The organism is Steroidobacter cummioxidans, assembly GCF_003104955.1.
Map to the genome: position 1 here is coordinate 13,992 of NZ_LSRW01000078.1, position 14,695 is coordinate 28,686.

General features: G+C 61.9%; 12 protein-coding genes. 11 read left to right on the forward strand and 1 reads right to left on the reverse strand.

Features of this window, described 5'->3' with window-relative positions:
- Positions 1 to 81: 81 nt before the first annotated feature.
- The 6 genes from D0550_RS28175 (at position 82) to tviB (ending at position 6,237) form a co-directional block, all read left to right on the forward strand.
- Positions 82 to 828: a class I SAM-dependent methyltransferase gene (locus D0550_RS28175; RefSeq protein WP_116812537.1), complete on the forward strand. Its 747-nt coding sequence runs from the start codon at positions 82 to 84 to the stop codon at positions 826 to 828.
- A gap of 47 nt (positions 829 to 875) precedes the next feature.
- Positions 876 to 1,328 carry a ribonuclease HI gene (gene rnhA / locus D0550_RS28180; RefSeq protein ID WP_116812538.1) on the forward strand — a complete coding sequence of 151 codons (453 nt, stop codon included), beginning with the start codon at positions 876 to 878 and terminating at the stop codon, positions 1,326 to 1,328.
- Positions 1,329 to 1,407: 79 nt separating this feature from the next.
- On the forward strand, positions 1,408 to 2,532 hold the full coding sequence (locus D0550_RS28185; RefSeq protein WP_116812583.1) for a DegT/DnrJ/EryC1/StrS family aminotransferase: 1,125 nt from the start codon (positions 1,408 to 1,410) through the stop codon (positions 2,530 to 2,532).
- 4 nt (positions 2,533 to 2,536) lie between these two features.
- Positions 2,537 to 3,310 (forward strand): DNA polymerase III subunit epsilon, encoded by a 774-nt coding sequence (gene dnaQ, locus D0550_RS28190; RefSeq protein ID WP_116812539.1) that lies wholly within the window; start codon positions 2,537 to 2,539, stop codon positions 3,308 to 3,310.
- 10 nt (positions 3,311 to 3,320) lie between these two features.
- Entirely contained in the window at positions 3,321 to 4,820 is a 1,500-nt protein-coding gene (gene nhaB, locus D0550_RS28195) for a sodium/proton antiporter NhaB (RefSeq protein WP_116812540.1), read from the forward strand.
- 133 nt (positions 4,821 to 4,953) lie between these two features.
- Positions 4,954 to 6,237 (forward strand): Vi polysaccharide biosynthesis UDP-N-acetylglucosamine C-6 dehydrogenase TviB, encoded by a 1,284-nt coding sequence (gene tviB / locus D0550_RS28200; protein WP_116812541.1) that lies wholly within the window; start codon positions 4,954 to 4,956, stop codon positions 6,235 to 6,237.
- A gap of 7 nt (positions 6,238 to 6,244) precedes the next feature.
- Here tviB and D0550_RS28205 read toward each other — a convergent pair whose 3' ends face one another.
- Entirely contained in the window at positions 6,245 to 6,727 is a 483-nt protein-coding gene (locus tag D0550_RS28205) for a four helix bundle protein (protein ID WP_206606592.1), read from the reverse strand.
- A gap of 20 nt (positions 6,728 to 6,747) precedes the next feature.
- On the opposite strand from D0550_RS28205, the gene D0550_RS28210 reads away from it, so the two are divergent.
- From D0550_RS28210 to D0550_RS28230, 5 genes are all read left to right on the forward strand, one after another.
- Positions 6,748 to 7,755 (forward strand): NAD-dependent epimerase, encoded by a 1,008-nt coding sequence (locus D0550_RS28210; RefSeq protein WP_116812543.1) that lies wholly within the window; start codon positions 6,748 to 6,750, stop codon positions 7,753 to 7,755.
- Between the two features lie 111 nt (positions 7,756 to 7,866).
- Complete coding sequence (gene pgi, locus D0550_RS28215; protein ID WP_116812544.1) at positions 7,867 to 9,513, forward strand: glucose-6-phosphate isomerase; 1,647 nt, start codon at positions 7,867 to 7,869, stop codon at positions 9,511 to 9,513.
- Positions 9,514 to 9,614: 101 nt separating this feature from the next.
- Positions 9,615 to 10,703 carry a GDP-mannose 4,6-dehydratase gene (gene gmd, locus D0550_RS28220; protein ID WP_116812545.1) on the forward strand — a complete coding sequence of 363 codons (1,089 nt, stop codon included), beginning with the start codon at positions 9,615 to 9,617 and terminating at the stop codon, positions 10,701 to 10,703.
- Positions 10,696 to 11,640 carry a GDP-L-fucose synthase gene (gene fcl, locus D0550_RS28225; RefSeq protein WP_116812584.1) on the forward strand — a complete coding sequence of 315 codons (945 nt, stop codon included), beginning with the start codon at positions 10,696 to 10,698 and terminating at the stop codon, positions 11,638 to 11,640. Before gmd ends, fcl begins: the two co-directional genes overlap by 8 nt.
- Before the next feature lie 106 nt (positions 11,641 to 11,746).
- Positions 11,747 to 14,686, forward strand: coding sequence for an SLBB domain-containing protein (locus tag D0550_RS28230; protein WP_161966104.1), 2,940 nt, complete (start codon positions 11,747 to 11,749; stop codon positions 14,684 to 14,686).
- The last annotated feature ends 9 nt before the right edge of the window (positions 14,687 to 14,695 follow it).

Below are 14,695 nucleotides of genomic sequence, written 5' to 3' on the forward strand. Positions count from 1 at the left end.
CCCGAATGCCGGGGGCGCAGGCGCAGGACCGGCCTGCGTGCACCGAACCCTTGGCGGCGTTGATCCGTTATCCTCTACGTTATGCCCGAACCCTCCGCACTCGACCTGCACGCCTGGCTGCGCTCGCCGCTCGGTCAGCGCGTTTATGCGCTCGAGCGCAAGCTGGCGGGCGAGGCGCTGGCGCAGGTGTTCGGTTGGCAATTGCTGCAGATCGGGCAATGGGGCGATGACGATGGCTTGATGTCCGAGGCGCGCACTCAGCGCAAATCGGTGCTGGCCTGGCATGGCGCGCGTTCGCCCGGATCATCCTCCATTCGCTCTCGAACCGACGCGCTCGCGATCCAGTCGGATTCGGTCGATGCCGTTTTGTTGCCGCATACGCTCGAGTACGAGCCCGAGCCGCACGAGATCGTGCGTGAGGTCGGGCGCGTCCTGTCCGCCGAAGGGCATCTGATCGTGTTCGGTTTCCGGCCGTTTTCCAGCTGGGGTGTGCGGCACTGGATCGCGAAGAATGGCTTTCCGCCCGGCACCGAACGGCTGATCGGTGAAGGCCGGCTGCGCGACTGGCTCAAGCTGCTCGGGTTCGAGGTCGTCGATTCGCGACGTTATCTGTTCAGCTTGCCGTTCAGCGCCAGCTCGCCTGCCTCACAACGCTTCTTCGAGCGCAGCGGCAATTATCTGTGGCCGATGTTTGCGGGCGGCTATCTGATCAAAGCTCGCAAGCGGGTCTACACACTCACACCGATTCGTCCGCGCTGGCGGCTGCGCCCCAAAGTGGTGGGCGGTCTCATCGAGCCGAGCACGCCGCGCAACGCCAATCGCATGTGACGCCCCGTTGCGAATTCCAAGCTTCGAAAACTCACGATAAGCGATCAATGGCTGCAGTCGAGATCTACACCGACGGTGCTTGCCGCGGCAATCCGGGGCCGGGCGGGTGGGGCGCAATCCTACGCTCGGGTGAGCACGTCAAAGAGCTCAAGGGCGCCGAGGCGCTCACCACCAACAATCGCATGGAGCTGACGGCCGCAATCCAGGCGCTCGCGGCATTGAAGCGCGGCTGCGACGTGGCGCTGTACACCGACTCGCAGTACGTGCGCAAAGGCATCCTCGAATGGATGGCGCAATGGAAATTGCGCGACTGGCGTACCGCCGATAAGAAGCCGGTGAAGAATGTCGATCTGTGGCAGGCGCTGGAGCAGGAGATCGCGCGGCACAAGATCGAATGGCACTGGGTGAAGGGGCACGCCGGCATTCCCGGTAACGAGCGCGCCGATCAGCTGGCTAACCAGGCGATCGACGAGATGCAGGCGCGTGCGCCGGTAGGCTGACCCGCATCATTGCAGATCAGCAACCTCGCACGCATGCGCTATCATGCGCGCCAGCTTGCGATCACCGGCGGATTTCTCCATGGACTTCATCGATCTCAAAACCCAGTACCGGCGCGTGCAGGACTCGGTCAATGCGCGCATTCGTGCGGTGCTGGAGCATGGCCAATACATCCTGGGCGCGGAGACCGTCGAGCTGGAACACAAGCTCGCTGAATACGTCGGTGCCAAACATTGCATCGGCGCGTCGAGCGGCACGGACACGTTGCTGATCGCGCTGATGGCATACGGCATCGGGCCGGGCGATGAGGTCATCACGTCGCCGTTCACGTTCATCGCCACGGGCGAGATGATCGCGCTGGCGGGCGCGAAGCCAGTGTACGTCGACATCGATGCGCGTACTTACAACATCGATCCGAAGCTGATCGAAGCAGCGATTACGCCGCGGACCAAGGCCATCATGCCAGTGTCGTTGTATGGCCAGTGCGCCGACATGGATGCGATCAACGCGATCGCCCGCAAGCATCGCATTCCGGTGATCGAAGATGCCGCGCAGAGCTTCGGCGCAATGTACAAGGGCAAGCGCTCGTGCGCCGTGTCCGAAGTGGGCTCGACGTCATTCTTTCCGTCCAAGCCGCTGGGCGCCTATGGCGATGGCGGCGCGCTGTTCACCGACGATGACAGCCTGGCCAAGCTGATGCGCGAGATTCGCGTGCACGGCCAGGATCGTCGCTATCATCATCCGCGCCTGGGCATCAACGGTCGTCTCGACACGCTGCAAGCGGCGGTGTTGCTGGCGAAGATGGAAATCTTCCCCGACGAAGTTGCGGCTCGTAGCGCCATCGGTGCCCGCTACTCGCAGCTGATCGACGAGGCGTTCGCGAAGGAGAGCGATCCTGCGCGCAAGGTGGTCACGCCCTACATCGCACCCGACTGCACCAGCGTGTATGCGCAGTACACCGTGGAAGTCGCCGATCGAGCCAAAGTGGAGCAGGGCATGAAGGCTCGCAGCGTGCCGACGGCCGTGCATTACCCCGTGCCGCTGCACCTGCAGCCCGTGTTTGCGAACCTCGGTCAAGGGCCGGGCTCCTTCCCGGTTTCCGAAGCTGTTGGCGATCGCGTTATCAGCTTGCCCATGCACCCGTATCTGACCGAGGCGCACCAGGTGCAGGTCGTGAGCGCGCTCAAGGAATCGGTGCTGGGCTAACGGGATGCGTCAAGTCATCCTCGATACCGAAACCACCGGCCTGGAGCCCGAGCAAGGCCACCGCATCATCGAAATCGGCTGCGTCGAGCTGGTGAACCGGCGCAAGTCGGGGCGCACGTTTCATCGCTATCTGCGGCCCGACCGCGAAGTCGATCGCGGTGCCATTCAGGTGCACGGCCTCACCAACGAATTCCTGGCGCAGCAGCCGCGCTTTGCCGACGTCGTCGATGAGCTGCTCGAGTTCATCAGCGGCGCCGAGCTGATCATTCATAACGCGGCGTTCGATCTGGCGTTCCTGGACGCCGAGCTGAAGCGTTTGCCGGGGCCGCTGCGGCAGATGCGGAAACTCTGCAACGTCATCGACACGTTGCCGCTCGCGCGTCAGATGCATCCTGGCCAGCGCAACAGCCTCGACGCGCTGTGCAAACGCTACGACATCGACAACTCGCATCGCGAGCTGCACGGCGCGTTGCTCGACGCGCAGATTTTGCTCGAAGTCTATCTGGCGATGACCGGTGGCCAGACGGCCCTGATCCTCGGTGAGACTAACGAGGCGAGCTCTGCTGTGGCGTTCGAGCCCGTGGCCACCGTCATGCGTCCGCGGGGTGTGTTGCGAGTTCTGCGCGCGACTGAAGAAGAATTGGTCGCTCACGAGCGCATGCTGACCACGATCGACAAGAGCAGCGGCGGCAAGACGCTCTTCAAACAGTTGGCGCTGCCCGAGATCGCACCGGCGCCGCCGCCCGTCGCCGCACAAGCAGCAGCGGCACTGGCCTGATCCACGGCTCATGCTGCACGCGTTTCGTAATCTGTTTCTGGGAAATGCGCCGCGCTGGTACAAGCTGACCATCATCAGCTTTCTGGTGATCAATCCGCTGGTGCTGCTGTTGGGCGGCACGCACGGCGCGACGCTGGCAGCGTGGCTGATCCTCCTCGAGTTCATCTTCACGCTGGCCATGGCGTTGAAGTGCTATCCATTGCAGCCTGGCGGTCTGCTGGCGCTGCAGGCCGTGTTGCTGGGGCTCACTCGAGCCGACTCGGTGTATCAGCACACGGTCACGGCGTTCCCCATCATCCTGCTGTTGATCTTCATGGTGGCGGGCATTTTCTTCCTCAAGGAAATGCTGGTGTTCTGTTTCACCAAGCTGCTGCTGAAGGTGCGCTCCAATCTGTGGCTGGCGTTTCTGTTCTGCCTGGTGCCAGCGGTGCTCGCCGCGTTTCTCGATGCGCTCACAGTACTGGCGGTGCTCATCACCGTGGCGATGGGCTTCTATGAGGTTTATCACAAGGTCGCCTCCGGCAAGTCGCATCACGATCCACATGACAGCTCGGCCGATGAACATGTCGGCGAGTTGCACCGCTCTGATCTCGATGCGTTTCGCGCAGTGCTGCGCGGGTTGTTGATGCACGCCGGCGCGGGCACGGTGTTGGGTGGTGTCATGACGCCGGTGGGCCAGCCGCAAAACGTGCTCGTGGCGGAGCAGGCGGGCTGGAACTTCACTGAGTTCTTCGTGCAGGTCGCACCGGTGGCACTGCCGGTGTTCGTGGTCGGTATCGCCACCTGTCTGGTGATCGAGCACCTGAAGTGGTTCGGTTATGGCACGCGCTTGCCGGATGCGGTCCGCCACGTTCTCGAAGCGTACGATCAGCAACAGCAGGCGCATCGCACGCAGCGCGATGTCGCGATCATCGTGGTGCAGGCCATCACGGCGTTGATCCTGGTCTTCGCACTGGCGTTCCACCTCGCCGCAGTCGGCCTGATCGGTTTGCTCGTGATCGTTCTGGCAACCGCGTTTACCGGCATTACCGAAGAGCAGCGTCTCGGCAAGGCATTCGAGACGGCGCTGCCGTTTACCGCGCTGATCGTGGTGTTCTTCGTGATCGTGGCGCAGATCCACGACCAGCATCTGTTCGAGCCGGTGGTGGGTTGGGCTCTGCAGCAGTCCGGGGACATGCGGGCGGCGATCTTCTATCTGGCGAGCGGCCTGTTGTCCTCGGTCAGCGACAACGTTTTCGTGGCCACGATCTACATCACAGAAGTGAAGGCCGCCCTGCTGGAGGGCACGATCAGCGCCCCCGAGTTCGGCCGGCTGGCGGTGGCCATCAACACCGGCACCAACATCCCCAGCATCGCCACGCCCAATGGCCAGGCGGCGCTGCTGTTTCTGCTGACTTCGGCGGTGGCGCCGCTGATCCGCCTGTCGTACGGACGCATGGTGTGGATGGCGTTGCCATACACCATCACTTTGACTCTGAGTGGTCTGTGGGCGGTGCTGTATCTGCTTTGACAAGCATTCCGACAGTGTTTCCGCGTCGCCGCCAGCGCCGCGTCCTTTAGACCTATGTCTCTATTTCGACGCCGGTTTTGTGGCATTCTTGCGCCCTTTGTGAACAACCCCATCCGTTATCCACCGGACACTTATGTCTCAATTTAGTCTGCGCGAATGCAAGCTGGGAGTGATTGGCCTGGGCTATGTCGGGCTGCCGCTGGCGGTGGAGTTCGGCAAGAGCTACCAAACCGTCGGTTTCGACATCAAGGCGGCCCGCGTTGCCGAGCTGAAAAAGGGCCGCGACAGCACGCTCGAAGTCGAGCCGGCCGAGCTCAAGGCCGCCAAGCGCCTGACGTACACGACCAATTTGAAAGATCTGCGCACCTGCCGGGTTTACATCGTCACAGTGCCGACGCCGATCGACAGCTACAAGCGTCCGGGCCTGACGCCCATCGAGCGCGCCAGCGAGCTGATCGGCCAGGTGCTGAAGAAGGGCGACATCGTGGTGTTCGAATCCACCGTGTATCCGGGCTGTACCGAAGAGGTTGCGGTGCCCATCCTGGAGCGGCTCTCCGGCCTGACCTTCAACAAGGATTTCTTCGCCGGCTACAGCCCCGAGCGCATCAATCCGGGTGACAAGACGCATCGCCTCACCACGATCAAGAAGATCACGTCTGGCTCGACGCCCGAAGTGGCGACCTTCGTCGACGCGCTCTACGGCAGCATCGTCACGGCGGGCACGCACAAGGCGTCGAGCATTCGCGTCGCCGAAGCCGCCAAGGTGATCGAGAACACGCAGCGCGACGTCAATATTGCGCTGATCAACGAGCTGGCGCTGATCTTCAACCGCCTCGGCATCGACACCGAGGAAGTGCTCGAAGCCGCCGGCACCAAGTGGAACTTCCTGCCGTTCCGTCCGGGGCTGGTCGGCGGTCATTGCATCGGCGTCGATCCGTATTACCTGACGCACAAGGCGCAGGAGATCGGCTATCACCCGGAAATGATCCTGGCCGGCCGCCGCATCAACGACAACATGGCGATCTACGTCGCCGAGCAGATCGCGCAGCTGATGATCAAGAAGCGCATCCACGTGAACGGCGCGCGCATCCTGATGATGGGCCTGACGTTCAAGGAGAACTGCCCCGACCTGCGTAACTCGAAGGTCGCCGACGTGGTGGCCGAGCTGAAGAAGTTCGGGGCCAAGGTGGACGTGTTCGATCCGTGGGTCGACGCGGAGGAGTGCGAGCACGAGTACGGTATCAAGCCGATCCGCAGGCCGGGCGCCGGCAAGTACGACGCCATCGTGATGGCGGTCGCACACAAGCAGTTCCGCGACATGGGCATCGACGAGATCCGCTCGTTCGCGAAGAAGCCGCATGTGCTGTATGACATCAAGTATGTGTTCGATGCGGACGAGGTCGACGGACGGCTGTAACTGGCCGTCAGGGCTGCGGGGCGCATGCTTTGGCGTGCGCCGTGCGGCCTGATGAAACCAAACTGCGTATCAGGCCGTTGAGCAGGCGGCCAACTTCGTCGATCGCTGCCACCGTGGCGTGCGTTTCGATATTTGGAGCGAGTCGGCTCGCAATCAAATACTGTGTCTCCAGCTCCGACAGCGAGCAACGAGACGCATGTAGCGACTGGACGAATCGAGCCCGGCTGTGGCTGGCCGCGCCTTCCGCAATGAGGCTTGCGACGGCTACGGCGGTGCGTCTGAGCTGGCTTTGCAGACCGAAGCGTTCGTCTCTGGGCAGTAACCGGCTCGCGGCGTAGACTTTGCACGCCAGCGCGACGGCTTTTTGCCAGACGACCAGGTCCTTGTGACTGTCGATTCTGTTCATGCGGCAGCATTGTGGTGCGCCTGCGGGGTCGAGGTTGCACGTGAAATGGGTTGTGCGCGGAGTTATTCGCGCCCCTTCAATCATCGATATCGGTTAAGCGACACATGAAACTGCTTCTCACCGGCGCGGCCGGCTTCATCGGCTTTCACACCTCCCAGATCCTGCTGGCGCGCGGCGATGAGGTCGTCGGTCTGGACAATCTCAACGATTACTACGATGTCTCTTTGAAGCAGGCGCGGCTGGAAATCCTGCAGAAGTTTCCGAACTTCCGGTTCGTGAAGATGGACGTAGCGGATCGCGAGGGCATGGCGGCGCTGTTCAAGCAAGAGAAGTTTCAGCGCGTGATTCATCTGGCCGCGCAGGCCGGAGTGCGTTACTCGATCCAGAATCCGCTGGCCTACATCGACAGCAACGTGGTCGGCTTTGCGAACATTCTCGAAGGCTGCCGGCACAACGGCGTCGAACATCTGGTGTATGCGTCGACCAGCTCGGTGTACGGCGCGAATACGAAGATGCCGTTCTCGGTGCACCAGAATGTCGATCATCCATTGTCGTTCTACGCCGCCACCAAGAAGGCCAATGAGCTGATGGCGCACACCTATGCGCATCTGTATCAGCTGCCGGTGACCGGGCTGCGTTTCTTTACGGTGTATGGCCCGTGGGGCCGGCCGGACATGGCATTGTTTCTTTTCACGAAGAACATCCTGGCCGACAAGCCCATCGATGTTTTCAACTACGGCAACCATCGCCGCGACTTCACGTACGTCGACGACATTGCGCAGGGCGTGGTGCGGGCCATGGATCGTCCGGCGCAGCCGAACCAGGACTGGAGCGGCGATGAGCCCGATCCGGCGACCAGCAAGGGGCCTTACCGGCTCTACAACATCGGCAACAACTCACCGGTGGAGCTGATGCGCTACATCGAGTGCATCGAACAAAACCTCGGCAAGAAGGCGCAGAAGAATCTGCTGCCGCTGCAGGCGGGCGATGTGCCCGACACATCGGCGGATGTCGAGGATCTGGTGCGAGACGTGGGCTACAAGCCCGCCACACCGGTGGAAGAGGGCGTGCGTCGCTTCATTGAGTGGTACGTCGGCTACTACGGCAAGTAAGCCACCACGCTACGCCTCCCCGCGAGTCACAAAAGCTTCACGCTGCGCCGTCGGTGAGGTAGCCTCCGGCACCATTCCCGTGCCGACGAGCTACCCACAGGAGGTTTTCCCATGACGCTAGCGAACACGACGCCTGAGTGGCAGGCGCTCGAAGCTCACGCTGCGAGCATGCGAGGTCGGCATCTGCGCGATCTGTTTGCGAACGATCCGCAGCGTGCGGTGAATTTCTCGCGCACCTCCGAGCTCAATCTGCTGTTCGATTTTTCCAGACAGCGCGTCGACGCGGAGACGATGCGTCTGTTGCTGGCGCTGGCGAACGCGCGGGGGCTGCGGGGTCGCATCGATGCGATGTTCAGTGGCGAGAAAATCAACACCACCGAGCATCGCGCCGTGCTGCACACCGCGTTGCGCAATCGCACCGACCGGCCGGTGCTGGTCGACGGACAGGATGTGATGCCCGAAGTGCGCGCCAGCCTGCAGAAGATGCGCACCTTCGTCGAAGGCATTCACGGCGGCCGCATTCACGGCCACACCGGCAAGACCTTCACTGATATCGTCAACATCGGCATCGGCGGCTCCGATCTGGGCATCGTGATGGCCACCGAGGCGCTCGCCAAATATCGCAATCGCAATCTGCGTCTGCACTGCGTCTCGAACATCGATGGCGTGCAGCTCGGCGACGTGCTGGAGAAAGTCGACGCGGCCCGTACGCTGTTCGTCGTTTGTTCGAAAACATTCTCGACCCTGGAAACGCTCACCAACGCGAAGCTCGCGCGGCAGTGGATCGTCGATCGGCTGGGCGAGGGCGCGCCGGCGCGTCACTTTGCCGCGGTCTCGACCAATGCCAAGGCGATGGATGCTTTCTTAATCCCGCCACAAAACCGCTTTACGATGTGGGACTGGGTGGGCGGTCGCTACTCGGTGTGGTCGGCGGTGGGATTGTCGGTGGCGCTGGCGCTGGGCATGGATCAGTTCGAGCTGATGCTGGAAGGCGGCTTCGAAATGGACGAGCACTTCCGCAACACGCCGTTCGAGAACAACCTGCCGGTGCTGATGGGCTTGCTCGGCGTCTGGAACCGGAATTTCCTCGGCCTGGATTCGCTCGCGGTGCTGCCCTATGACCAGCGGCTGCATCGCTTTTCCGCTTATCTGCAGCAGCTGGAGATGGAATCCAACGGCAAGAGCGTGACCGTGGCAGGCACGCCGCTGCCGTACGACAGCGGCGCGGTGTTGTGGGGCGAGCCCGGTTCGAACGCACAGCACTCGTTCTTCCAGCTCTTGCATCAGGGCACGGCCCAAGTGGCGCTGGATTTTCTCGCGCCGGTCAATGCATCGAGCCCCTTTCAGGAACAGCAGAATCTGGCGCTGGCGAATTGTTTTGCGCAGGCCCAGGCGTTCGCCTTCGGTCAGACCGAAGCGCAGGTGCGCCAGGACCTCGCGGCGAAGGGCACGAGTGAGAGTGAGATCGTGCGGTTGATTCCGCACAAGCTGCATCCGGGCAACCGGCCGAGCACGATCATCCTGTTCCCGCGCCTCGGCCCGAAGACGCTCGGACGGCTGATTGCTCTGTACGAGCACAAGGTATTCACGCAGAGCGTGATCTGGGGCATCAACGCCTTCGATCAGTGGGGCGTGGAGCTGGGCAAGAAACTGGCGGAATCGCTCGCGCCGGCGCTGGACAAGCCGGCCGAAGCGGCGTCCGGAGCTGAACCGGCGCTGAAGAATTTGTTGGAGCACGTGGCGAAGTGGCGGGGCTAGTGCCGGCCGGGTTTGGGCGGTGCAAACGGCCGGTTTCCGCTAGAATGCACGATCCAAACCGGCTAATGCCGCGTCACGCGTGATCATTTCGAGAGGCTATTTTGGGCAAGAAGGCGTTGATTACGGGAATCACGGGCCAGGACGGGGCCTACCTGGCCGAGTTCCTGCTCGGCAAGGGCTACGAAGTGCACGGAATTAAGCGTCGCGCATCGTCCTTCAACACCGATCGGATCGATCATCTGTATCAGGATCCGCATGACCGCGGCGTCAAGCTGTTTCTGCACTATGGCGATCTGACGGACGCCACCAATCTGATCCGCATCATTCAGCAGGTGCAGCCCGACGAGATTTATAACCTCGCCGCGCAGAGCCATGTGGCTGTCTCGTTCGAAACGCCCGAATACACGGCCAACTCCGACGCGCTCGGCACGCTGCGCATCCTCGAAGCGATCCGCATCCTCGGCCTGGAGAAAAAGACACGCTTCTACCAGGCCTCCACCTCCGAGATGTACGGCAAGGTGCAGGAAGTGCCGCAACGGGAGACGACGCCGTTTTATCCGCGCTCTCCGTACGGTGCCGCCAAGGTTTACGGATACTGGATCACAGTGAACTACCGCGAGGCGTATGGCATGTACGCTTGCAATGGCATCCTGTTCAACCATGAGTCGCCGATTCGCGGCGAAACATTCGTTACTCGTAAGATCACACGCGGTCTGGCGCGCATCAAAGAGGGGCTCCAGGACCAGATGTATCTCGGCAATCTGGACTCGCTGCGTGATTGGGGCCACGCACGTGATTACGTGAAGGCGCAATGGTTGATCCTGCAGCAGGATGAGCCTGATGACTTTGTCATCGCCACCGGCGAGCAGCACTCGGTCCGCGAATTCGTCGAGCTGGCCGGCGCCGAGCTGGGCATGCGCATCGAATGGCGTGGCCAGGGCATCGAGGAGCAGGGCGTGGATGCCAGTTCGGGTCGCGTGATCGTCAAGATCGATAGTCGATATTTCCGTCCGACCGAAGTCGACACGCTGCTCGGCGATGCCAGCAAGGCCAAGCAAAAGCTCGGCTGGCAGGCTGAAACCAGCTTCGCGGACCTGGTCAAGGAAATGATCGCAGCCGACGTGGACGCCGCTCGCCGGGACGCGTTGGTGGCTCGTGAAGGTTTCCGTACCTATCAGCGACATGAATAAGACCTCGCGCATTTTCGTAGCCGGCCATCGCGGACTGGTCGGTAGCGCCATTGTTCGCCGCCTGCGGGCCGATGACTTCTCACAACTGCTGCTGCGCTCCAGTGCGGAGCTCGACCTTCGCAACCAGGGGGCCGTCGAGCAATTCTTCGATGCTGAACGACCCGAAGCGGTGTTTCTGGCTGCCGCGCGGGTTGGCGGTATCCACGCCAACGATACCTATCCGGCCGATTTCATCCGGGACAACCTGCAGATTCAAACCAACGTCATCGATGCCGCTCGACGCTTCGGTACGACCAAGCTGCTGTTTCTGGGGTCCAGCTGCATTTATCCGAAGCATGCGCCGCAACCCATGCCGGAGAGCTGTTTGCTGACCGGGCCACTCGAACCGACCAACGAGTGGTACGCGATCGCCAAGATTGCGGGAGTGAAAATGTGCCAGGCGTACCGGCGCCAGTATCAGTTCAATGCGGTCGCCGCCATGCCGACCAATTTGTATGGACCTGGCGACAACTTCAATTTACAGAACTCCCATGTGCTACCTGCGTTGATCCGCAAATTCCACGAGGCCAAGCTGCGTGGTGACGCCGAGGTGGTCGTATGGGGGACCGGGACCCCACGGCGGGAATTCCTGCATGTGGACGACCTGGCGGATGCCTGCCTGTTTCTCATGCAGCACTATGAGGGCGAGCAACCGGTGAACATCGGTTGGGGCGAGGACGTGACGATCCAGGAGCTGGCCGGGCTCATTCAGGAAGCGGTCGGTTTTGCTGGCAAGTTGCGCTTCGATACCAGCAAGCCCGATGGCACGCCGCGCAAGCTTTTGGATGTTTCCGTGCTCAAAGCACAGGGCTGGGCACCTCGCATCGGCTTGCGTGACGGCATTGCCGCTACCTACCGGTGGTTCCTGGAACATCAGGGCGACTATCGCAGCAGCTGAACCGCAGCTAACTCCGCTGTCTTGCTGCACAATTCATCGCATCCAGGGAAGGGTCTGTGTAAACTTGTCGGCCTCTTTACAGGGATTTAATTCTGAAGCGGCCCTGATGCTTAGAACCAGACTTGCCAACCAAATTTCATGGTTGGCCGCCATTGCATCGCTGTTCGTGTTTGGTCTCGCAGTGTCGCCGGTGAGCTCGGCTCAGACACCGAGTGCCGACCAGATCGAGATGTTCCAGAACATGAACCCGGAGCAGCAGCAGGCCATCATGGAAGCGATGGGAAGCAGCGGCTCATCGACGTCTCCCCGTACCGGTGTACGCTCGGACCGCAAGCTCGACTTTCCGTCTACGGTACGTCCGCGGAACCAGAATAAAAACGACGAAAACGACGAAGACGCGTTCGCCTCGGGCGCGAACGGCGTTCGCAAGTCGCGCCTCAAGGCCGGCGACACGGTTCTGCTGACCTTGGAAATCCGCCAGCTCAAGCGGCGCGCTCCGGAAATCGAGGAGAAGGAGCGTCGTGGGCAGGCTGCCTCGAGCCGGCAGCCGGGCATCCCTGGAAGCACAGTTCAGGTGCCGCAGCCGACCGGCACGAGCGGGCCAGGCGGCAATGAGCAACGTCAGGAAGTACTCGATCGGAGTAGCGACGATCGGCTGCGCCTGGAGCAGTTTCGTGAGCGAGTGCTACGCCGAAATCCGTACAAGCTCGATAAGTGGGGCATTTTGAATATCGCCGAGCTGGGGCCCATTCCGCTCGCCGGCCTCACCGACGAAGAGGCGACTCAGCGCTTGACCGCCGAGTTGCGGCTGGACGATTTCATCGTTTCTTTGACCCGCTTGCCATTGAAGCCACTGGGAGCTGAGGGGCTGAAGCCGTTTGGCTACGACCTGTTTGCTGGGACGCCGTCGACCTTTGCGCCGGCAACCGACGTGCCCGTGCCTGCCGAGTATGTCGTGGGGCCGGGGGACAGATTGCAGATCCAGTTGATGGGCAACACCAAGGGACGCTACGAACTCGTGGTCGGGCGCGATGGCCGCCTCAATTTTCCCGAGCTCGGCCCGATTGCCGTGAGCGGACAACGTTTCGACGATGTGCGCAACACGATTGAAACCCGGGTGAGCGAACAGCTCAGCAATACCCAGGTCGCCGTCAGCATGGGGGAATTGCGCTCGATCCGGGTGTTCGTGCTGGGTGATGCCGAGATGCCCGGCTCGTACACGGTGAGCGGTTTGTCGACCATTACCAATGCGCTGTTCGTGAGCGGCGGCGTGAAGTTGATCGGCTCGTTGCGAACCATTCAGCTCAAGCGCGCCGGCCGGACGGTTTCGACGCTGGATCTGTATGACTTGCTGCTCAAAGGCGATACCAGCGCCGATGTGCGCCTGCTACCCGGCGATGTGATCTTCATTCCTCCGGTTGGAGCGACGGCGAGCATTGCCGGCGAGGTCCGCCGACCAGCGATTTATGAGCTCAAGCAAGAAACGACGACAGCAGACTTGCTGCGGTTGGCGGGCGGACTGCTGCCGGATGCAGATCCGACGCTGGTGACCCTCGAGCGAGTCAACGAGCAGCGCCAGCGCATCATCGTCGATGTGAATCTGGCCGTGGCTGCCGGCCGCAATCGGGCGTTGGAATCCGGAGACATTCTGCGAGTGCCGACGATTCGTCCCGTACTGAACGACGCCGTGGTTGTCAGCGGCCATGTGCATCGACCCGGGGCATACCAGTTCACTCCCGGCATGCGCCTGGCCGGCCTGTTACCGAGTATGGATGACCTGGAGCCGAGTGCGGATCAGCGCTATGTGCTGGTGAGAAGAGAGGTTCCTCCCGACCGTCGGATCCAGGTGTTCTCGGCGAACTTGGAAGAAGCGTTGGCCCGGCCTGAGAGTGCAGCCAACTTCGAACTTGCGCCACGCGACCGCATTTTTGTATTTGACCGCGAATCCGGCCGTGATCGCATCATCGAGCCGTTGATGCGGGAGTTGCAGCTGCAATCGCGGATCGACGAGCCGACGCCGGAGGTCAGCGTTGCCGGCAAGATCAAGGTTCCCGGCAAGTACCCGTTGGAGCCGGGAATGCGTGTGAGCGATCTGCTGCGCGCCGGCGGCAGCCTGGACGAAGCGGCCTACGGCGGCCAGGCGGAGCTGACCCGGTATCAGATTGCCAGCGACGGCACCCGCCAGGCGGAACTGATTGAGATCGACTTGCGCAGAGTTCTGGATGGGGACCCGTCATCCAACCTGGCGTTGCGGCCGTTCGATTACCTCATGATCAAGGAAGTGCCGTTGTGGGCCGTGCAGGAGGAAGTTGAGATTCGCGGCGAGGTCCGCTTCCCGGGGCGTTATCCCATCCATCGCGGCGAAACGCTACGCTCCGTGATGGCGCGTGCCGGCGGTTTGACCGAGCTGGCATTCGCCGAGGGCGCGGTCTTCACCCGCGATGAGCTGAAGGAGCGCGAGCGCAAAAAACAGTTTGGCGACTCTCGCAACCCGTATGGAATCCGATCTCGCCAGGCGTCGCTGATGTCGGCGCAGGAGACGGGTAAAGACGCCGGTCAGGCGCTGGCCGTCGGACAATCGCTGCTTGCTTCATTGCGCGACGCCAAGCCCGTGGGAAGGCTCGTGATCGACCTGGATCGTTCCATCTCGGCGCGGGCCGGTTCGGAGAACGATATCGTGCTGAAGGGCGGTGACCGATTGCTCGTGCCACGCGTCGTGCAGGAAGTCACGGTCATTGGGGAGGTACAGAGTGCAACCTCGCATCTATACCGGAACAACCTCAGTCGGGACGATTATATCGGGATGAGCGGTGGCTTGACCCCGCGTGCCGATGAAAAGCACATCTATGTCGTCCGGGCGGACGGCAGTGTAGTGGCACGTTCGAGCAACGCCTGGTTCAGCGGTCGTGGCAGCGAGATAAAGTCCGGCGACACGATCGTGGCGCCCTTGGATACGGAGCGCATGCGTCCGCTGCCGTTCTGGATCGCGGTGACGACGATCATCTACAACCTGTCCATCGCAGCGGCTGCTGTGAATTCGTTCTGAGCGGGTGGG